Consider the following 20,024-nt stretch of genomic DNA (forward strand, 5'->3'; position numbering starts at 1 on the left):
ATGTTCTCTCTCAATAGGTCGCTGCCTGTCAGGCTACTTCACACAGGGCGCTGGGGTCGATGGAAAGTGCCAGGCGCTGGCCGTCCGGGTGCAGGTCGTCGGCCGAGCGATTGAGTACGTCGACCACCAATTCCACGCCACGGGCTTCGATGCGGTAGCGAATCACGTTACCCAGCAAGCTGTGGCTGCGCACCAGCGCATCGAGCTCGCCGCTGCGGCTCAACTCGATGGCCTCGGGGCGAATGGCAATGCGCCCCTTGATTGGCCGTTGCAACAACTGGCTGGCCTTGTCGGCATCGAGCAGGTTGTAGTTGCCGATAAAACCGGCGGCAAACACATCCACCGGGGCGGTATAGAGGGTTTCGGCATCGCCGCTCTGCACGATCTTGCCCTGGTTCATCAAAAAGATGCGGTCGGACATGGTCAGGGCTTCTTCCTGGTCATGGGTCACGAAAATCGTGGTCAGCCCCAGTTCGCGCTGGATCTGGCGGATCTGTTCGCGCAAGTGCTTGCGAATACGTGCATCCAATGCCGACAGCGGTTCATCGAGCAACAGCAGGCGCGGGCGGGTCACCAGGGAGCGGGCGAGGGCGACGCGCTGGCACTGGCCGCCGGACATCTGGTGCGGATAGCGGCCGGCCAGTTCCGTTAGCTCAACCAATTGCAGCACTTCCTGCACGCGCTTGTGGCTGTCGTCGGCGTTGACCTTTTGCATGCGCAGGCCGAACGCGACGTTCTGCTCCACGGTCATGTTGGGGAACAGCGCGTAGCTCTGGAACACCATGCCGATCTGACGTTTCTGCGGGCTCAGGGGCACGATGTCCTGCCCATCCAGCAGGATTGTGCCGCTGTCTACCGAGGTTAACCCCGCGATGCAACGCAGCAGGGTGGACTTGCCGCAACCGGACGGGCCGAGCAGGGTGACGAACTCGCCCTTGGCGATTTCACAGTTGATATCGCTGAACACTGGCGTGCCGGTGTAGCTTTTTTGCAGATGTTGGACGCTGACGAAGCTCATTGGCTTTTGTCCTTGTTCAAGATATTGGCGGCCCAGGTCAGCACCAGCACAAAGAAGAAATAGGAGATCACAACGGCACTGGTGAAGTGGCCGCTGCTGTTGCGCATGTTGTTGAGGTACACCTGCAGGGTCTCGTAGCGCGTGCCGACGAGGATGTTGGCGAACACGAACTCACCGAACAGGAACGAGAACGACAACAGCAATGCCACCATCAGGCCTTTGCGCAGGTTAGGCAGCACCACCAGGATCGCCGCTTGCCAGGTGCTGGCGCCGAGCAGTTGCGAGGCGTCCATCAGGTCGCGCAGGTTGATGGCTTGCAGGTTGTTGGTGATCGCCCGGTACATGAACGGCAGTGCCACGGTGAAGTAGCAGCCGATCAGAATCCACGGCGTACCCACCATCGCCAACGGCCCGGAACCGTACAGTTGCAGCAAACCGACTGAAGACACCACCGGCGGCACCGCGAAGGGCAGCAGAATCAGAATGTTCATCAGCGCATCAAGCTTGGGAAAGTGGTAATGCACCACGAACAGCAGCGGCAAAATCAATACCACCGAAAGGATCAACGCGCCCACACACACCAGCAACGATTGCCCGAACGCCATCAGAAAGCGCGGGTCGCTCCACAGCTGTACGTACCATTTCACGCTGAATCCGGCGGGCAGGATAGTCGCCGACCAACTGCTGGAGATCGAGTAGACAAAGGTGCCGATCAGCGGCAGTACCAGAATAAGGAACAGCAGGTACACCACTACCCGATGGTAGAGGGAGGCCGGGCCGGCATCAGCGCGAGACATGGTAGCTCCTCTTGAGCAGCAGTTGATGGACCACGGTGACCACCGTCATCAGCGCCACCAGTACCACGGCCAGGGCGCTGGCCATGTTCGGGTCCAGCGACACATCACCAGAGACCAGCCCCGCGATGCGGATCGGCAGCACGTTGAAGTTGCCGGTGGTCAGGGCGTAGACCGTGGCGTAGGCGCCAAGGGCGTTGGCCAACAGGATTACGAAAGTGCCAAGCAGGGCAGGGGTGAGCACCGGCAAGCCGATATGTCGCCAGAACTGCCAGCCATTGGCGCCGAGCAGCGCAGCCGACTCACGCCAGTCTTCGCGCAATGCATCAAAGGCCGGGTAGAGCAACAGCACACCAAGAGGAATCTGGAAGTAGGTGTAGAGGATGATCAAGCCGGTCTTGGAGTACAGGTTGAAGTCCTGAATGATCCCGGCCTGCTTGAGCATGATGGTGATGCTGCCGTTGAAGCCCAGCAGGATGATGAACGCGAAGGCCAGGGGCACGCCGGCGAAGTTGCTGGTCATGTTGGCAAACGCTGTGACGAAGTTGCGCAGCGGCGAATCCACCCGTCGCAGTGAGTAGCTGCCCAGGGTTGCGATGATGATGCCGAAGATGCTGGAGTAGAAACTGATCTCCAGGCTGAGCTGAATCGCCTGCCGGTAGAACTTCGAACTGAAGATCCGTGTGAAGTTTTCCAGGCCCCAACCGGCCTCTTCGGTTTGCAGGCTGTTGATCAGCACCCATACCAGCGGCGCGATCTCGAACACGATAAAGAACAGTGCGAAGGGCACCAGGCACAGCAGGGCCAGCCATTTGCCGCGGGTCATCGAATTCACTTGAGCAACTCCCGGCACACCGGTTTGTCGTGCGGCACGCCAAGCAGCTCGCAGACGGTACCGCACAGATCGGTTTGTTTCGGCGCGGCGTCAGCATCCAGGCTGAAGGCGTCACCGAGGACAAACAGCGGCACTTCGCGCTCTTGCGGCAATAGGCCGTTGTGAGAGCGGTCGTTGTTCATGCCGTGGTCGGCCGTGACCAGCACCTGGTAGCCGGCGTCGAGCCAGCCTTGCAGGTAGTCGGCCAGGATAATGTCGGCCGAACGGGCGCTGTTGCGGTATTGCGCGGTGTCGAGGCCATGCTTGTGGCCGGCATCGTCGATATTCATCGGATGCACCAGCAAAAAGTTGGGCGCGTGCTTGAGCCGCAGGCTCTCGGCATCTGCGAACAGGTGGGAGTCCGGATAGTGGTCAGTCCAGTAGAAATGCCCGTGCTGGATCGCCAGTGCCTTGTTGTCGGTGTGGCGATCACGCGCGGCGACAAAGGGCGTGCGGTTATATAACTCGCTGACCCAATGGTAAGCCGCCGCTGCTGTGGCCAAGCCAGCATCGGTAGCGTAGTGGAAAATGCTGCGCTGGTTGGACAGGCGCGAGACGTTGTTATGGACAATGCCGCTGTCAATCGGTGGCACGCCGGTGAGGATGCATTCATACAACGGGCGGGACAGGGCGGGCAGTTCGCATTCCAGTTTGTAGAGGGCTGCGCGTCCTGCGCCGACGTAGGCCTGCAAGTGTCCCATGGCGTGCTGGGCGACCTCGAAGTTCAGGCCGTCGAGCACGACAAGGATGACAGTGTGCTTCATGGGGGCTGGGGCTCCGCGACAGATGGGCAGATATCGTTTTTTCGGTTGAAACCGGATCAAATGTGGGAGCTGGCTTGCCTGCGATGGCGGTGTATCAGTGGACACAAATGTTGAATGTCAGACCGCTATCGCAGGCAAGCCAGCTCCCACACTGACCGCACTTCGATCAGAGAGACCGATTACTTCATCTCTACGATGACCTGCTCGTTCCACATCTGCGGAAGCTTCTTGGACGTCGCTTCCCAGGCATCGGCATCTTTGATCGGCTGCGGGTTGGCCTTGGTGTATTGCTCGCCCGGGATCAGGTTCTTGGCGATATCGGCCGGCAGCTTCAGGTCGGTTTCTGCACGGATCGGACGCGCATTGCCTTTGGCCAGGTTGAGTTGGCCTGCATCGCTGAAGATGTATTCGCGGGTCAGCTTGGCGGCGTTCGGGTGCTTGGCGTATTTGTTGATGATGGTGGTGTAGCCCGATTTCACCGAGCCATCCGATGGAATCAGCACCACGTAGTCATCCGGGTTGGCCATCTTGGCTTTGTAGCTCAGGCCGTTGAAGTCCCAGACAATGCCAACTTCGACTTCGCCTTTTTCCATGGTGGCGATGGTCGGGTTGGACAGTGAGAGGCGACCTTGCTGGGCGATCCTGGTGAAAAACTGCAGGCCCGGTGCGATGTTTTTCTCGTCGCCCTTGTTGGCGATAGCGGCGGCGAGTACCGCATTGGAGGCTTGGGCTGCGGTGCTTACATCACCCACCGACACCTTGTATTTGCCGGTTTGCAGGTCGGCCCAACTGGTCGGGACTTCGGAGCCGTGCAGCAGTTTTTTGTTGACGATAAACGCGATGGTGCCGGTATAGGCCAGGGCCCAGTGACCGTCCTTGTCTTTTGCCCAATCCGGAACCTGCGCCCAGGTGGAGGGTTTGTATGGCTGGGTGACTTCCTGCTTCACCGCGATCGGGCCGAAGGCTGCGCCCACGTCACCGATATCGGCACTGGCGTTGTCTTTTTCGGCTTTGAACTTGGCGATTTCCTGGGCCGAACTCATGTCGGTGTCGATGTGCTTGAGGCCGTAGGTCTTGGCCAGGTCTTCCCAGGTGCCTTTCCAGTTGGCCCAATCATCGGGCATGCCGACGCTGTTGACGGCGCCTTCCGCCTTGGCGGCGGCTTCCAGGGTTTTTAGATCGGTATCAGCGGCCATGGCGGCGGTGCACATGGCAATGGTCGAGCCTAACAGTGATGCCAGGAAAAGCTGTTTCATCCGAAGCTCCTTTGGGCGTTTTACACGCGGCGTTTTATACGAACGTTGGCGAGGGTGTGGTCTAGGTCAGCAATACCTGAGCCAATTTAGGCCCGATGGATGACAGTTTCATGTCGATGTCGTTTTTGAAGCACGGGTGTCGCTCAGCTCAGACTTAGCGTAGACCATGCCCAACAGCCCGCAGTCCCTGGACTTGGCCGATGTATTGCAGGGTGTGGTGCAGGCGGCGGATGCCGGCTGTCATCTGTCGGTCATCTGTAATGCCTAGGCTGGCTCGCAGCAGCAAAAGCCCAGATAGAGCGCGATTTGTGCACCTGAACGGTGCTGGTCTAGTCCAGATAGGTAACGTTGATGCGGGATGAGGCAATCAAGGCGGTAACTTCCATCGGCCTGGCTCTGCAGGAGCAGATTGACCACGGCCTGTTGCCGCCAGCCAGCAAATTGCCCGCCGAGCGCAAGCTCAGCGAGTTGTTTGGTACCACCCGCATTACCGTGCGGGAAGCCTTGTTACAACTGGAGGCCCAAGGGCAGATTTATCGCGAAGAGCGCCGGGGCTGGTTCATCTCGCCACCGCGGCTGGCCTATAACCTGATGCAGCGCAGCCACTTTCACGCGATGGTCAGCGACCAGGGGCGTGAGGCTTCCACGCAGGTCATTTCCGCACGCTTGCAACCGGCGTCGGCGGCGGTGTGCGCGTGGTTGCAGTTGCCGGCGTTGTCGAGCGTGATCCAGATTTGCCGGGGCCGCAGGATTGACGGACGCTTGGTGTTGTACGTGGAGCACTACCTGAACCCGCAGTATTTTCCGGGGATCCTGGCGTGTGATTTGAATCAGTCGATGACTGAGCTGTATGCCAGCAAATATGACTTGCACTACGGGCGGGTGCGTTTCGAGATTGTGCCGACCTCACTGCCGGTGGAAGCGGCCGCTGCGCTGCGCGTCTCGGTGGGCAGCCCGGGCTTGCGCATCGCCCGGGTCAACTATGACCAGCACCAGCGTTTGATCGACTGCGACCTGGAGTTCTGGCGCCATGATGCGATTCATGTGGGGGTAGACGTTATGGCGTCAGCGCCTTGATCACCTGATCCACATTGGTTTGCAACTCTGTCACCGGTTCGGCGCCGTCCACATTCAACACCAGCAGTGTGGAGCCACCTGCAGTGACAGCTGCTTTTACCACTTCACTCGGCTGACGATGGTGCAACACCACCGCCACTTCGTTGTCCTTGAGCTGCGCACTGAGTTTTTGCAGCGCTTCAGGCGTCCAGTCTGCGTCTGGGCGAGCATCGGTGCTGACCAGTTCCAGGTTCAAGCTGCTGATCAAATAGGCAAAGTGATCGCTCAAGCTGACCACACTCAGGTTATCGGCCTTGGCCAGGCGCGCCTCGCTGTCGGCGGTGAGCTTGAGCAGGCGTTGCTTGAGTGCCGCCAGGTTGGTATCGATCTTTGGTTTGGCGCCTGGGGCGAGACGGCTCAGGTCGGCGGCCAATACATCGGCCATACGGCCCAGATTGTTGCTCGATTGCCAGGGTTGGCTGTTGAGGCCATCGGTGACGCCCGGTTGTACCGCAATGCCCGGCAAGCCACCGTCCACCGGGCGTGCAGCGTCCACTTCAACGATGCGGATATTGCTGCGCCGTGCCACGGGGTACAGCGGATCATCGGCCCACAGCGAGCGCAAGCCGATGGCGGCGTCGGCGTCCTGCGCCAAGGTGTTGAGTGCCGCCGCGCCGCGGCCGGTGAAGTAGGACACCTGCCGCGAGCCAGGTAGGTTGGCTGGCGCGGCGCGTTCAAGTTGCACGTCGGTATCCTTGAGCAGCACTTCGGCCAAACCGTAGGTAATGGGCAGCGAGGCCAGCACCTTGACCGGTTTTACCGACTTGGCCTTGGTCAGCGCGGCATGGCCGAGGCCGTGATTGGCCTTGAATTCCTTCGGGTCAAAACCATCAACGGCAGCCAGTGCCGATGTACTGATCAAGCAAGCGATGGCCAGGGCCATTGGGCGAAAGACAGGGCGCATTATCCAAGATTCCCTTTGAGGCTGGGCACGGTGCCGCGAGCGATGGCGGCGAAGGCGAAGGCGATACCGGCAACCAGAATGATTGCAGCGCCGGACGGGATCGGCAGGTCGAAGATGATCGGCAGCAGGATGCCGCACAGGGTACTCACAGTGGCGATCAGCACCGAGACCCAGAAAAAGCCCTTGAGCGATTGACTCAAGAGGCGCGCCGCGGCGGCAGGGATCACCAGCAGCGCACCGACCAGGATCGCGCCGATCACCTTGACCGCAGCCACGGTGATCAGCGTTACCAGGATTACGAACAGGTAGTCCAACGTCTTCACCGCCACACCGCGCACCGCCGCCAGTTGCGGGTTGAAGCTGGCGAGCATGATGCGGTTGTACAGCGGCAATGCCAGGGCCATGACCAGCGAACCGACGATTGCCAGTACCAGCAAGTCATTGCCGTTGACCGTCAGTACCGAGCCAAACAAAACGTTTTCGAGGATATGCACGTTGATCTTGCCGGCCAGGATCAGCAGCAGGCTGGCGCCCAGCGCCAGCGACACCGACAGGAACACGCCGATCAAGGTATCCGGCGCCAGGCCGGTACGATTGCGCAGATAGTTGAGCAGGATGCCGAACAGCAGGCAGTAGCCGAACAGGCTGCCATAGGGCCCGGTGTAGGGTTCGCCCAGCAGGATGCCTACAGCCACGCCGGTCAGCGCAGCATGGCCGACCGCTTCGGAGAAAAACGCAAAGCGCTTGACCACCACCAGAGTGCCCAGGCCGCCCAGCACCGGGCCGATCAGCAAGCCAGCGAGCAGGGCGTTGACCACAAACCCGTAGGCCAGGGCTTCCGGCAGGTAGCCGGAAGACGCCCAGCCCTGGACCATCAAGCGAAAGGCTTCATAACTCATTGTGCCGGGCTCCGCGGGTGAGTGGAGAACAGGGTCAGCAGGCGGTCCGGGGTCAGCGCCTCTTTTGGCGTGGCGTCGAACAGCACGCGACGGTTCAGGCCGGTGACACGGTCAGCCAGGCGGCCGACGGCTTCCAGGTCGTGCTCGATCCACAGCACGGTGATCCCGGCCAGGCGCCAATCATTGAGCAGCCGTTCGAACACCTGGATGCCGGCTTCATCAAGGGCCGACATGGGTTCGTCCAGCACCAGCAATTGCGGTGCAGGGATCAGGCCCTGGGCCAGCAGCACGCGCTGGCGTTCACCGCCGGACAACGCGCCCATGCGACGCTTGCGTTTGTCGTGCATGCCGACGCGCTCAAGTGCGTCACCGATCGCCGCTGCGTAATGCCGGGACAGGCCAAGGAACGCAGGCCGCCGTTGGCACATGGCAGCCATGAAATCGTCGACGGTCATCGGCAGGCCGCGGTCGAACTCCAGCGCCTGAGGCACGTAGCCAATGGTGCCGGGCGCGGCCGGCCACTCCAGGCTTAAACGGCCCTGGTGGGGCGTTTGGCCGAGCAGGGTCTTGATCAGCGAGCTTTTGCCGCCGCCATTCGGACCGACCAGCGCATGGATGCTGCCTGGCTGTACCTGGAAACTCACGTCGTCGAGGATCACGGTGCGCCCCAGGGTCAGCGAGACCTGGTCGAAGTTCAGGGTCGGGCCGACGCTGACGGCGTTCAGTTGTTGGGCGGCGGTCATGCCCCTGACTCCTGGATTGCGCGGACCACGGTGTTGAGGTTACCGGTCATTTCCACTTCGTATTTTTCAGCGCTGTAGTCGCCATAGGAAATATGCGACAGCGGGTACAGCTTGACCCCGGATTCACGCTGGATGGTCTCGACGTAGGTGGACGGGAAATCCATCTCCGAAAAGATCACCTTCACATCCAGGGCGCGCAGTTCATCGATGGTTTTCTTCAACTGGCTGGGGCTTGGCTCGATACCGTGGGCCGGTTCTACCACTGCGGTGACTTCCAGGCCGAACTCGCGCAACAGATAGTCGTAGGCTGCGTGCACCGTGGCAACGCGCAGGTCCGGGTTGGGGGCGCTGGTCAACTTGGCCAGGGCGTCGGCGCGCATCTGGCGCAGGCGCTTGCCATAGGTGCGGGCGTTCTGGGTGTAGGTTTTGGCGTTGTCCGGGTCGAGCTTGCCCAACTCGCGGGCGATGTTGTTGACCTGGGCAATCGATGCACTGATCGACAGGAAGGTGTGCGGGTTGACCACCTTGCCCGCACCGCGCGCGGCATTGCCGGTGGCCGCCAGCAGCGGCACGTTGGCGTTGGCCTCGATCACCTTGATGTCCGGGCGCTCGCTGGTGGCGATCATGCGGTCGGCGAAGTCGTCATGGCCAACCCCGTTGAGCACGATCACGTCCAGGGTGCCGATGCGCTTGATGTCGTCGGCGCGGGGCTCGTAGGCGTGTGGATTGAAGCCGGCCGGGATCAGCGGTACCACTTCAGCCTTGTCGCCTACGATATTGGCCACGTAGCTGTAGTAGGGGTGGAGGGTGATACCGATACGCAGGCGTTTAGCTGCTTCGGCATTCGCCAGGGGAGCGAGCAGCAGGCTGAGAAAGCTGACCAGCAACAGGCGCAACAGGGGCGATGAAATAGACATGGGCAATCGGTCTTCTCGTTCAGTGACGATGCTGGCGGGTCACGCCGGCATCGAATTGTGCAACCACTTGCTGCCAGCCGGCTGCGATCAGTGCCTGGTCAGTGAGGTCGGAGGGGGCGGCAAGATTGACGCTGCGGTTGAGCCAGATATCCGGCTCGTCGCCCTGCACGCGCATCAGCAGCGAGCCGCTGGTGACCGGTGCCTGGCTCAAGCCCAGGTAGGCGGCCGAGGGGAGTAACTGCCAGCGATGGCCACCACGGCTGACCGAGCTGGCATCCTGGGCAAAGGGGGCGAAGCCTTCGTCGGCCAGTTGCTCAGGTGTCGGCAGGGCGCTTTGCTCCTGCTGCAACAAGTGGATTTCATCCAGAGTCACCCGCAGGTCGGCGTAGATGCCTTGCTCGGCGGCGCTCAGGTCACGGCGGGCGTCCAACTGGTGGCTTGGCACCGCCGCAATTTCCTGGGTTTCACCGTGCAGCGCCACGACCGTGCCCGCCACCGCCAGGATGATCAGGCACAGCAGCAGCACATAGAGCGTTTCATGGCCGGCACCGGCGGGGCGTACAACCTGTGTAGTACTCATTGCGCCTGGATATCCGCTTGGTCGATTTCCACCACGTGGCCGGGGCCTGCATCAAACAGCACATAGAACTCGGCTGCGGGCTTCTTGAAGGTCAGGGTCGAATCTTCACCGAGCTTGCCGGGCACCAGGATGGTTTCGTCGTAGCCGATCACATCCAGCGTCACGCCGGGTGCGCCACTGCCGTCGGAAAAACCGCCTTTGCACTGGATCTGCTCGCCGGGGATTTCCTTGCATTCGCACATCGGGTTGTGGGCAAAGGCGGTGGTACTCAAGCCGGCGCACAGTAACAGTGCGGCGCGGGTCAGGCGCTTGAACGTCATGGTTTGACTCCTTGCTTGTTCAGCCAGGCAATGGTGGCAGGCGAAGCCTGGTTCAGCGGGATGGAACCCTGGTGCATGCTGCCGTCCCAGCCTTCCATGGTCACCCAGACTTCGGCGTCCACTGGTGTGCGTTCCGGCACCGGCAGGGCGGCGCCCATACGGTATGGCGTACCGAAGAAGATCACCCCGGCGGCCCGCAGGCTGCGGGGTTTACCGATACGCAGGTAGGTGGCCTTGACTTCGTTGGCGCAGGTGTCACACAGGGCGGCGTTGAAGAATTTCATCGGCCCGGCCGGGTTCGGGCTCGGGCCTTCATTGCGGAACTCGGCCAGGGTCAGGCTCCAGGGGCCGACTTGCACTTGCCCGGCTACGCGCTCGCCGATGCCGGTATCCCCGCGAAACAGTGCGGCGTCGGCGAAGTACTTGGGCATGAACCCCAGCGGTATCAGCAACAGCAGAACATTGATGTGAAAACGCCATTTCAGCCAGAAGGCGCGCAGGGGGGATGGCGGTACGGTCGCGACCTTGCTCATCGCTGTGCCTCCGAGGTTTTGGCGTGCATGGCCGGGATAGAAGCGGGTTGACGTTGCGTCTTGGCTTCGCGCTTGAGGGCATTGAGGGTGGCCAGGGCCGTGCGCTTGGTCCAGATCAGCAAGCCGCTCAATACCATCATGCTCAGCACCAGGCCGAAGAAGGCCCAGATCAACTTGATCCACAAACCGCCGAAGTCACCGGTATGCAACGGGCGCATCGACTCGGTGACGAACTCCAGGGGGGTGCGGTCGGACAACAGGTTCGAGACAGCAATTTCACCGTCATAGGGGTTCAGTTGCGCGGTCTGGAACATCAACGGGTACCAGCCGCGCCCGCCGATTTGGAGGTGGCTGTACGCGTTGCTTGGCATGAACACAAAGCTGGCGTCCAGCCCCGGGATTTTTTCGGCGGCGATGTCGATGGCCTTATCGATAGGGATCATCGGTGCCGGGACGCCCGACGCCGACAATGGCACCTTTTCACGGGCAATCACCGGCACGATGGGCTCACTGGAAATGGATATCTGGTTGTCGCTCAAGGCCGCCTCGATCAGGAACCAGGTGCCGGTGATTGAAATGACCGCGATAAACCAGATGGACCAGATGCCGCTCAGGCGGTGAAAGTCGCCCCAGAAGATCCGCGCACCGTGTCGGATACGCAGGGTAGGGCGCAGGAAACCTTTCCAGAAGCGTTTGTACACCACCAGCCCGGTGATCAGCGAGGCAAGCAGTGGCAAGCCCAGCGCGGATACCAGGTACCAGCCCCAGCTGTACCCATTGGTGAACGGCACCAGCCACCAGCCATGCAGCGCGCGGGTAAATTGCTGGAAGTTGAACGAGGGGCTGATGCCCTGGATCGCTCCGGTATAGGGGTTGGCGTAGACGTCCACCGAGCGCCCATCCGGGTAGCTGAGGCCGACGCTCAGGGCGAAGTGCGACTCATCCGGGCGAATGATGGACTGGACGATTGCCTTGGGCTCATCGCGCTTGATGGCCGCGATCACCTGGTCAAAGCTCAGTGGCTGGGCGTCATCCGACGGCTTGCTCGCACGGATATCCGGGTTGGCCAGCCACACGATTTCCTGGCTCACCACGGCCAGGGTGCCGGTGACACAGACGATCAGTACAAAGAACCAGATGGGCAACGCCAGCCAGCTATGTACGAGAAACCAGAGTTTGGAGCGTGACTTCTTCGACATATGAATGAGGGTCTTGAGCGAAGGGGGCAATGAAAGCCCGGAAAAGGCCAGTCGTAGCTTTTGCTGACGCGACGGGCTGTATCTAAATTAAGACGAATGAGAATGAGAAATCCCTAAGGCGCATATGAAAGAAAATGTTTCAGGTTCACATTCAGGCCGCATTTGAGAGCTGATCGAACACGCAATACACCAGCCCGCAGGCGTTCAGCGGCTTGCGTGCGGCCGGGCCTGACCTCCAGGGACGTGATCATGCCGCTGGGTGATTTCGTCATCAGCCATGCATTTGAGCGCCACTGCCTCGCGCCCAGCCCCTGGCTCAGCGGAAGTGCGGCTACGTAGTTATATAAGTAGAAATAACGCTCTCTATAACAGCGGCGCGCGTTGCTTTCAGTATTATTTGTTTTTCAAATAGCTTGGCTTGAACGAAAGCCCCCCCTTGTCATTAAAGGGTGTTGGCGCTGGGGCAGGTTAATTCCAGACAAATTACAAGTTTATTGTATTGACACATTGGCGGGTATCGGCTTTAGTGGGTGCGGACTTGGAAGTCGAAATATTATAAAAAGGAAGTTGATTGCATGACCGTGCTAGTCGTTTATTCGCGCCCTCAAGTGGCGAACTGTTATATCTCTCTGGTGCCGGTGATCAAATTAGTTACTTGATCGTGGTCTGTCGCCTGCCCGTCGGTTGTCATTGTTGCGAATAATACTTTTCCTGCGCTGGAAAAGTACGCGTCCCTATGCCTTAACAGAGAGTTCAAACTCATGTCGATTTTTGATCAAGCCATGCATCGTTCAGTTCAGTGGCAAGACTGGCGTTGGCAGCAGAAGAATGCCATCCGCGATGAACCTGCACTGCGCAATGCCTGCGGTGGATGGGGCGAGGCCACAACGGCGCATATCGAGCACAACTTGCAAGATCGCAAGATGCAGATCACGCCTTACTACATTGATTTGATCAAGCGTTCACTCACCACCGGCGAGGTGATGGACCACCCACTGTGGCGCCAGGTAGTACCGTATTGGAGCGAACAGGTGCAGGGCGACTACGACGGCAGTTCCGAAAATTGGGAACTCAATCATGAGATGAAGACGCCCATCTGCCAGCACAAGTACGACAACCGCGTGATCCTGCGCACCACCAACACCTGCAATGCCTATTGCCAGTTCTGTTTCGAGGCGCTGCGCACGCTGCAGGTGGGCACCGACAAAGCTAACGCCAACACCGACTCGTTCAAGGATTCGGTGGAGTACATTCGCGCTAACCCGGCGATTGAAGAGGTGATTCTCAGTGGCGGTGACCCACTGATGCTGGCCGACCGCAAGCTTGAGGAGATGCTGGCCGCATTGCGCGGCATTCGTGATGACCTGCTGATACGCATTCATTCGCGGGCGTTGAGTTTCAACCCGTTTCGCGTGACCGATGAGTTGGTGGCGATGCTGCACAAGTACAAAGTCAATGCATTTGGTGTGCATGTCTGCCACCCGCTCGAACTCAGTGCTGATTTTGCCGTCGCGGTTAAACGGATTCAGGGCGTGGTGCCGATAGTATTCTCTAACATGCCGCTGTTGCGTGGCGTGAATGATGATGAAGCGACGTTGCATAAATTATTCATTGATCTTTATCGTCTGGGCGTAAAGCCCTATTACTTATATCACTTCATGCCGTTTTCACCCGGTGCTTCAGAGTATAAGGCCTCGATCAGCCAAGCCATCGTCATAATGGATCGGCTCAAACGCCGCGTATCGAATATTGCCCTGCCCGAATATGTACTACCTCACGCACAAGGCAAGTTCACCGTGCCGTTGTTGGACTTTGAAAAACCTGAAGACTTACCGCATTTTGAAGTTCGCGATGGGCAGCGTACTTACCGTTTTCGCAACTGGGAGGGCCAATGGTGCAGTTGGCAGGATGCGGTATGAAACAGGGTGCGATTCTGTTTATTGATGTGGATGACAGCGCTTGCGCTCGCTACCGCTACCGGGAACCGCATTTCACGGTGGCCCGCGCCCACGGCTTGGCGTGTTTGACGGCCGCCGTGGCGGGGCGCAAGCACCTGCAACGACTCAGGGACGACAGTGACGAAGTGTTCCTGCTCGAAACGCTCAGTGAGCAGTCCATCCTGGAGTTGGTCGGACAGTTGGACGGGCGTTATCAGGTGCGGGGGATTTTCTGCCAGGCCGGGCACCCGTCCGCACAAGGGGAGGTGGGCTGTATCGTTGCGCAGGCGTGTCAGCGGTTGGGCTTGGTCTACAGCCACCCAGAGGCGATTGCGGCGTGCAATAACAAGTTCTTGATGCGCCGCGTGTTGAAACAGCATGAGTTGCGTTCGGTACCGTTCGTGCTGTGCAACAACGAACAGGAACTCCAGCAAGGCGCCGAGCGCGTGGGTTATCCACTGATCGCCAAACCGCCCTTTGGCGGGGCTTCGGCGTTTATCAAAAAATGCTCGAACTGGGAGGAGCTACGTAGCCACTATCGGCATTTCGTGAGTGATCATGGCGCCGCCGCTTATGCGGACTTCTACGGCTGTGCGCACGCCCTGCCGCCTGAGGGTGGGCTGCGGCGTGAATACCTGCCAGGGCGCAGCATTCTGTTGGAAGGTTATATTCCTGGCATCGAAGGCAGTGTGGAATGTGTGATTGCCGGCGAGCGTGTCCATCCGCTGCTGATCAATGAAAAACTGCTGCTGACCGAGCGCAGCGGCACCGTCCTTGAGAACCTGCTGATTTCCCCGCCGACGTCGTTCAGCCAGGCCCAGTGTGAGCAGATCCGCCAGTACGCGGTGGACTGCCTGCACGCGGTGGGCCTGACCAACGCTGTGGTGCATTTCGAGTTTCGCATGACGGACGCAGGGCCGGTGGTCATCGAGATCAACCCACGCCTGGGCGGACTGTATGTGAACTCGGCGTTCCGCGACGTGGCCGGTGTCGATCCTTATCAGTTGTACATGGGATTGTTGTTGGGCGAGAAGGGCATCAATGCACAGTTGGAGGCCGGTGCACATAAGATCGCCGATGCGCGGCAACACTACGCGATGCTGGCGATTTATCCGCAGCACAGTGGCTTTTTCAGGGGCATTGACGGCCTGCAGTTCCTGGACCAACACCGCTCGGTGCTGGAATACGCCCCGCAGGACCCCGGCCACTACATTGACGCGGATATCGAGGAGCATTATTTGCTCAAATGCTGGGCCCAGGTTGGCAATGCCGCCGACGCCCATGCCTTGCACGATGCGTTGCAGCAACACCTGCGCATCCTCATCGATCCACCGGTTGCAGGATAGCGATATGGACATCCCTCAGATTTCGGCGCTTTTGCGCGAACATCACTTCTGTCATCGCCCGGACTTTCGCGAACTGGTCAAAGTTGAACCGGGTGAGGAGCAAAGCTTTCGCGCGTATTGGGATAACCTGGTGCGCGACGAGGCGTTCAGGACTTACACCCACCGCGAACGGCGCATCTTGCGCTATCGTCTGTTACCGTCACGGCAATTGCAGATCGACAGGAATACGGCGTTCAAATCGCCGGTCACCTACGCGGTGAACTATCGCCAGGGCGTGAACCACCTGAGCTATAGCGAGGAGGGCTTTATCGAGCACCCACTCATGCAGAAGCTGCTGGCGACGGACCTTGCAGTGATTACCCCGCACCTGGGCGAACAGACCTATACGATCGATATCCATCAGTTCCGGGTGCGGGCGGATGGGCCATCGAGCAGCCCGACCACTTCGGGGATTCACCAGGACGGCCTGGATTGGGTGTTCATGCACTTTATTGGCGAATGCAACACGGTGCCGGTGGTGTCGGAGGTGTTTGCCGACGAAACGGAGCACAGCCGGCTGCTGCAACTGCCGATGGAGAAATTTCTGGAGACTATCGTGATCAACGACCGTGGGTTCTACCATCGGGCCGGGGAGGTGCGACCGCGGGTGGAGACGGCACCGGCCTGGCGCGATGTGCTCTTGGTAAGCCTGCGCAGTGTCGAGGAGGCACAGCCTGCATGAGCCACCATCAACAACTGAATCTGTCGACCCGCAACGCTCGCCTGATCATCTTTGCTCGCGGTGTGTCGGATTTTGGCGCGTTCCTCAACATGGTGGCGTTGTCCACTTATGTGTACTGGCTCAGCCAGAGCGTAGTGTTTGTCAGCATTTTCCTGGCGTGCCGGGTCACCGGCGGGATTGTCGCCAGCCTGTTTGGCATCCCGTTTTTTCGGCGGTTTGCCGGGCGTGGGACGTTGGCGGGGTTGGACCTGGCCCGGGCGCTGTTGCTGACGCCGCTGCTGGTGTTGTTACCGGCCCATCAACTCACCCTTCTTCCCTTTATCGCCTTCGGTATCGGCCTGTGCAATTCGCTGTTTGCCATTGGCCTCAACAGTCAGTTGCCCACCTGGGTCGCGCTGGAGCAGCGGGTGAATACCAATGCATGGATCACCTCGGCGGCCGCCACCGGCGCGGTCTTCGGAAGTTTGCTCTCCGGCTTGCTGATCGCCACGGGCGGATTTGAAGCGGTGTTTGCCGTCAACATCGGCACCTATGTGATTGCCGCTTGCCTGGTCTTGCCCTTGCGCGCGTTGTTTAGCGTTGCCGTTGCCGCGCATCGCGGGCTGGCCGCCGAATGGCACGAGCTGACCAAGGGGTTGCGCGGTGCGCCGGTGCTGGCTGCGATGTTGCTGATCAGCATGCTCGACACCCTTGGCAGCGCGGCCCATAACGTCGGCTGGCCAGTGCTGTCGCAGTACATTTCACCGGACACGGCCAAGACGGTCATGGGCTATCTGCTGGCCGTGTGGGCCTGTGGCAAGTTTGTTGGCGCGCGCATCGCCAGTGCAGTGTTGAAAGGTCGTGGCACTCAAGGCATGGAGCGCTTGTTCATGCTCGGTGTGGCGTTGATGTCCAGCGGCTTTATCCTGACATTCCAGCAGACCGAACTGTGGCTGGCGCTGTTGCTGGTGGTGTGGGCAGGGCTGGGCGATGGATTGTCCGAGGTGGCGTTGATCTCCCGTGCGCAAAGCGAGCCCGATAGCTTGCGCTTGCCGCTGTTCAGCCTCTTGACCCTGATCCAGATGGCCGGTTTTGGCGTGGGCATGCTGGTGGTCGGGCCGTTCTATGTGACGTGGACGCCGGCCCAGGTGATCGTGTTGTTCCATGGGCTGCCATTGACCGCCTTGTTGGTCATGACGGTATGGCTGGGGCGCAATGCGTACCGGGGTGTCAGATCGACAAACCCTTGAAGTGTTCCAGACTCCACACAGGCCTTTAGCTTGCCGGAGCAGGCCACGCGTGTTGGCCGGCTGGAACCTGGGGCAAGGCGTGGCGTGTTGCAGGCGCGAGCAAGCTCACGCCCACAGGGTTAATTTTGCTTGAACATCTGCATGGCACGCTGGCGGATTTGCTCCTCGGTCAGGTCCTCCTTATGGGTGGCCAGGAACCAGAGGTGACCGAACGGATCCTTCACACTCGCCGAGCGATCCCCATAGAACTGATCCTGCGGCTCGGACACTACGCTGGCGCCGGCATCAACCGCCTGTTTGAATTGTGCGTCCACGTCATTCACATACAGGTGCAAACCGACACTGGGATGTGAGTCGGGATTGCGCAGGGCCGTTTCGTCACAGGGCGTGCCTAGCATGATCACCGCTTCGTCAATACGCAGCTCCGCATGGCCGACCCTGCCGTCGGGCATGTCCAGGCGCATGAACACCGAGGCGCCAAAGGCCTTTTTGTAGAACTCTATCGCCTTTGCGGCCTCGTTGATGCCCAGGTAGGGAGTAATGCCGTGGTAACCCTCGGGAATAGGTTTAACGCTCATAACGTTCTCCTTTGATTGTGGTTATGGAGTTACAGCCTTTTCACTATAGGTCACGTTGCATTGCGCAACCGGCTTTACCGATCGGAATCAAGCGTGGGCTCCAGCAGTTGCGCACCAGGGCCACGCTCACCCAACTGGTCATCGTGATTGCGCAACGGGCACGCCTCCATCGACAGGCACCCGCACCCGATACAACCATTGAGCTTGTCGCGCAGCAGCGTCAGCTTGTTGATGCGCTCATCCAGATCTTGACGCCACAAGGCCGACAGCCGTTCCCAGTCGTGAGCGTTCGGTGTGCGCCCATCGGGCAGGGCCCGCAATGCCTCGCCAATGGTCGCCAGCGGAATGCCCAGGCGTTGGGCAATTTTGATCAGCACCACCCGGCGCAGTACGTCCCGTGGATATCGCCGTTGATTGCCGGCATTGCGATTGCTCTTGATCAGCCCTTTAGATTCGTAGAAGTGCAGGGCGGTGACCGCTACGCCGCTGCGGGCGGCCAACTGACCGACGCTGAGTTCGTTGCTGAGCATGTAAGACTCCCAAACAGTGCTTGACCTCGACTTAACTAGAGGTTTTACCCTGCGTGACATCGAATCGCAAGATTCTGCCTACAGAGAAAGGGGAGTGCTCATGCAGGTATCAGAGAAAAATCGCAGCTTCACTCAATTGATCGAATTTCAGATCGAGCCCCGCCAGCAATCAGCCCTGGTGGCGGCCTTGACCACCCAGAGCGAGCGCCTCGCGGCAAGCCATGGTGGCTTTCTGAGTGCCAGTGTGCAGGTCAGCGATGATGGGCGGCGGGTGCTCAATTACCTGCAATGGCAATCCCGCGAGGACGGAGAAGCAGCCTTCAAGCGTTTCGAGCACGGCGACGAAGATTTCTGGACACTGATCCGCGCGCATCAAGCGACGGCTGTAACCTTCGGATCATTCCAGGTGTTGCGCAGTTTTGAGCGCAGTCAGGACGATGCTTTGCACTGCCGCTTAAATGGATAAATGCAGCATCCGTTCGCCCAGCAGCGTTTGCCCGGGCCGGCGTTTGTTTACCGCCAGCTCGCCGATCTTGATCAGGCGCGTGCGCGTAACGTTGCGGCTCAGGCCCAGCAGGTTGGCGGTGTGTACTTGGTTGTAATGGCTGAAGCGGTAAGCGGCGCGTAATAAAGCGTCCTCGACTTTTTCATGCAGGGCGCCGGCCTGTTCCTCGAAGAGCTTTTGAAACGCCCGCGCAAGCAAGGCTTCGGCGCTGTTGTCGGTGGCGTGCTGGCTGTCGTCCTGGCGCTCGATGCGCATATTCGACAGGCGCAGATCGTCGCGCTCGATCACGCCGTTGCGGCAGATCAGCAAGGTGTGGTGAATCACGTTTTCCAGCTCGCGAATATTGCCCGGCCAACTGTAGCGCTTGAGTTTGTGCTCGGCCTCGCTGCTGATGGTGATCGGGCCGTAGCCCAGGCGCTGGCTGTAGGCTTGGATAAAGTGGCGGGTCAGCGGCAGGATATCGCCGGGGCGCTCGCGCAGCGGGCTCAGCTCCAGGCTGACCACATCGAGGCGGTAGTACAGATCTTCGCGAAAATGCCCGGCGTTGATGGCCTTTTCCAGTTGTACGTTGGTGGCGGCCAGGACTCTTACATCAATAGGTATGCTTTTGCGTGAGCCCAGGCGCACCACTTCGCGCTCCTGCAACACCCGCAGCAGTTTGACCTGGATGGCCATCGGCAGGTCGCCGATCTCATCGAGAAACAAGGTGCCGCCGTCTGCCTCTTCGAACCAGCCGGCCTTGGCGCTGAGGGCGCCGGTAAACGCGCCTTTCTCGTGGCCGAACAACTCGGCTTCCACCAGGGATTCAGAGAACGCCCCGCAGTTCACCGCTACGAACGGCCGGTTGCGCCGAGCGCTGAGGTTGTGGATATGCCGCGCCACCAGCTCTTTGCCGGTGCCGGTCTCGCCGATGATCAGCACGCTGGCTTCGCTGGGCGCCACTTGTTGGATATGGTCGAGCAGTGCTTGGGATTTGGGGTCTTCGAAGACCTGGGCCGTGGCGCGGATCGAGGTCGCAAGGGCGGGCGAGGGCGGTAGGGTCAAAAGCTGCATGGGCACCTCTCTCAGGAGTAGAACGTCGGGATCGGCAGGGACTGGCTCAATTTTAACGGCGGGGTACTGAGCAACAGAGGTGAAGTAGGTTGAACAAGGGCTGTACCAACGGGTTCAGGCTTTGATCTGTATGGGTATGGCGCTCGCTGCCGAGAAAGGGAGTTGTTGTCTGACCCCAGTTTTGGGGTTGGCTGTTGCCACTGCACAG

At 59.8% G+C, this 20,024-nt stretch carries 22 protein-coding genes; 6 read left to right on the forward strand and 16 right to left on the reverse strand.

Features of this window, described 5'->3' with window-relative positions:
• Positions 1-28: 28 nt before the first annotated feature.
• The 5 genes from J1G33_RS17015 to J1G33_RS17035 form a co-directional block, all read right to left on the reverse strand.
• Entirely contained in the window at positions 29-1,018 is a 990-nt protein-coding gene (locus tag J1G33_RS17015) for an ABC transporter ATP-binding protein (protein WP_032876992.1), read from the reverse strand.
• Entirely contained in the window at positions 1,015-1,815 is an 801-nt protein-coding gene (locus tag J1G33_RS17020) for an ABC transporter permease (protein ID WP_032876990.1), read from the reverse strand. The genes J1G33_RS17015 and J1G33_RS17020 overlap by 4 nt, the downstream gene beginning before the upstream one ends.
• Positions 1,802-2,638 (reverse strand): ABC transporter permease subunit, encoded by an 837-nt coding sequence (locus tag J1G33_RS17025; RefSeq protein WP_164699551.1) that lies wholly within the window; start codon positions 2,636-2,638, stop codon positions 1,802-1,804. Before J1G33_RS17025 ends, J1G33_RS17020 begins: the two co-directional genes overlap by 14 nt.
• Positions 2,639-2,643: 5 nt before the next feature.
• Complete coding sequence (locus J1G33_RS17030; protein ID WP_032876984.1) at positions 2,644-3,450, reverse strand: alkaline phosphatase family protein; 807 nt, start codon at positions 3,448-3,450, stop codon at positions 2,644-2,646.
• A gap of 179 nt (positions 3,451-3,629) precedes the next feature.
• On the reverse strand, positions 3,630-4,706 hold the full coding sequence (locus J1G33_RS17035; RefSeq protein ID WP_005786727.1) for an ABC transporter substrate-binding protein: 1,077 nt from the start codon (positions 4,704-4,706) through the stop codon (positions 3,630-3,632).
• 351 nt (positions 4,707-5,057) lie between these two features.
• Between J1G33_RS17035 and J1G33_RS17040 the strand changes: the two genes are divergently transcribed.
• On the forward strand, positions 5,058-5,783 hold the full coding sequence (locus J1G33_RS17040) for a UTRA domain-containing protein (protein WP_223018445.1): 726 nt from the start codon (positions 5,058-5,060) through the stop codon (positions 5,781-5,783).
• Here J1G33_RS17040 and J1G33_RS17045 read toward each other — a convergent pair.
• The 8 genes from J1G33_RS17045 to J1G33_RS17080 are packed head-to-tail and all read right to left on the reverse strand — an operon-like array spanning position 5,764 to position 11,917.
• Positions 5,764-6,726, reverse strand: a complete 963-nt coding sequence (locus J1G33_RS17045) for a zinc ABC transporter substrate-binding protein (protein ID WP_223018446.1) — start codon at positions 6,724-6,726, stop codon at positions 5,764-5,766. The genes J1G33_RS17040 and J1G33_RS17045 overlap by 20 nt on opposite strands.
• Positions 6,726-7,625 (reverse strand): metal ABC transporter permease, encoded by a 900-nt coding sequence (locus J1G33_RS17050; protein ID WP_005786732.1) that lies wholly within the window; start codon positions 7,623-7,625, stop codon positions 6,726-6,728. The genes J1G33_RS17045 and J1G33_RS17050 overlap by 1 nt, the downstream gene beginning before the upstream one ends.
• Positions 7,622-8,368 (reverse strand): metal ABC transporter ATP-binding protein, encoded by a 747-nt coding sequence (locus J1G33_RS17055; RefSeq protein ID WP_005786733.1) that lies wholly within the window; start codon positions 8,366-8,368, stop codon positions 7,622-7,624. Before J1G33_RS17055 ends, J1G33_RS17050 begins: the two co-directional genes overlap by 4 nt.
• Positions 8,365-9,285, reverse strand: a complete 921-nt coding sequence (locus tag J1G33_RS17060; RefSeq protein WP_032876974.1) for a metal ABC transporter substrate-binding protein — start codon at positions 9,283-9,285, stop codon at positions 8,365-8,367. Before J1G33_RS17060 ends, J1G33_RS17055 begins: the two co-directional genes overlap by 4 nt.
• 19 nt (positions 9,286-9,304) lie before the next feature.
• On the reverse strand, positions 9,305-9,865 hold the full coding sequence (locus J1G33_RS17065) for a DUF6162 family protein (protein WP_148852234.1): 561 nt from the start codon (positions 9,863-9,865) through the stop codon (positions 9,305-9,307).
• The gene (locus J1G33_RS17070; protein ID WP_005786738.1) at positions 9,862-10,185 is read right to left on the reverse strand and encodes a hypothetical protein; all 324 of its coding nucleotides are present in this window, start codon (positions 10,183-10,185) and stop codon (positions 9,862-9,864) included. Before J1G33_RS17070 ends, J1G33_RS17065 begins: the two co-directional genes overlap by 4 nt.
• Complete coding sequence (locus tag J1G33_RS17075) at positions 10,182-10,718, reverse strand: hypothetical protein (RefSeq protein WP_032876967.1); 537 nt, start codon at positions 10,716-10,718, stop codon at positions 10,182-10,184. The genes J1G33_RS17070 and J1G33_RS17075 overlap by 4 nt, the downstream gene beginning before the upstream one ends.
• A complete protein-coding gene (locus J1G33_RS17080; RefSeq protein ID WP_032876963.1) occupies positions 10,715-11,917 on the reverse strand; it encodes a PepSY domain-containing protein in 1,203 nt (400 codons plus the stop codon). Before J1G33_RS17080 ends, J1G33_RS17075 begins: the two co-directional genes overlap by 4 nt.
• 782 nt (positions 11,918-12,699) lie before the next feature.
• Here J1G33_RS17080 and J1G33_RS17085 point away from each other — a divergent pair.
• From J1G33_RS17085 to J1G33_RS17100, 4 genes are read left to right on the forward strand one after another with little or no spacing between them, the layout of a single operon-like run.
• On the forward strand, positions 12,700-13,836 hold the full coding sequence (locus tag J1G33_RS17085; protein WP_228309651.1) for a radical SAM protein: 1,137 nt from the start codon (positions 12,700-12,702) through the stop codon (positions 13,834-13,836).
• Positions 13,833-15,200, forward strand: coding sequence for an ATP-grasp domain-containing protein (locus J1G33_RS17090; RefSeq protein ID WP_148852232.1), 1,368 nt, complete (start codon positions 13,833-13,835; stop codon positions 15,198-15,200). Before J1G33_RS17085 ends, J1G33_RS17090 begins: the two co-directional genes overlap by 4 nt.
• Positions 15,201-15,204: 4 nt before the next feature.
• Positions 15,205-15,921 carry a 2OG-Fe dioxygenase family protein gene (locus J1G33_RS17095; RefSeq protein WP_032876954.1) on the forward strand — a complete coding sequence of 239 codons (717 nt, stop codon included), beginning with the start codon at positions 15,205-15,207 and terminating at the stop codon, positions 15,919-15,921.
• On the forward strand, positions 15,918-17,150 hold the full coding sequence (locus J1G33_RS17100) for an MFS transporter (protein WP_032876951.1): 1,233 nt from the start codon (positions 15,918-15,920) through the stop codon (positions 17,148-17,150). Before J1G33_RS17095 ends, J1G33_RS17100 begins: the two co-directional genes overlap by 4 nt.
• A gap of 119 nt (positions 17,151-17,269) precedes the next feature.
• Here the strand turns inward: J1G33_RS17100 and J1G33_RS17105 are convergent, their stop codons facing one another.
• Together J1G33_RS17105 and soxR are read right to left on the reverse strand one after the other, a co-directional pair.
• Positions 17,270-17,728: a VOC family protein gene (locus tag J1G33_RS17105; RefSeq protein WP_078820803.1), complete on the reverse strand. Its 459-nt coding sequence runs from the start codon at positions 17,726-17,728 to the stop codon at positions 17,270-17,272.
• A gap of 74 nt (positions 17,729-17,802) precedes the next feature.
• On the reverse strand, positions 17,803-18,258 hold the full coding sequence (soxR, locus tag J1G33_RS17110) for a redox-sensitive transcriptional activator SoxR (protein ID WP_078820804.1): 456 nt from the start codon (positions 18,256-18,258) through the stop codon (positions 17,803-17,805).
• Positions 18,259-18,358: 100 nt separating this feature from the next.
• On the opposite strand from soxR, the gene J1G33_RS17115 reads away from it, so the two are divergent.
• On the forward strand, positions 18,359-18,724 hold the full coding sequence (locus tag J1G33_RS17115) for an antibiotic biosynthesis monooxygenase (RefSeq protein ID WP_005786757.1): 366 nt from the start codon (positions 18,359-18,361) through the stop codon (positions 18,722-18,724).
• Here J1G33_RS17115 and J1G33_RS17120 read toward each other — a convergent pair.
• A complete protein-coding gene (locus tag J1G33_RS17120; protein ID WP_032876943.1) occupies positions 18,713-19,816 on the reverse strand; it encodes a sigma-54 dependent transcriptional regulator in 1,104 nt (367 codons plus the stop codon). The genes J1G33_RS17115 and J1G33_RS17120 overlap by 12 nt on opposite strands.
• Positions 19,817-20,024: the final 208 nt, after the last annotated feature.

This window comes from Pseudomonas sp. P867 (assembly GCF_019891455.1).
In the GTDB taxonomy this organism is placed as follows: Bacteria; Pseudomonadota; Gammaproteobacteria; order Pseudomonadales; family Pseudomonadaceae; genus Aquipseudomonas; species Aquipseudomonas synxantha_A.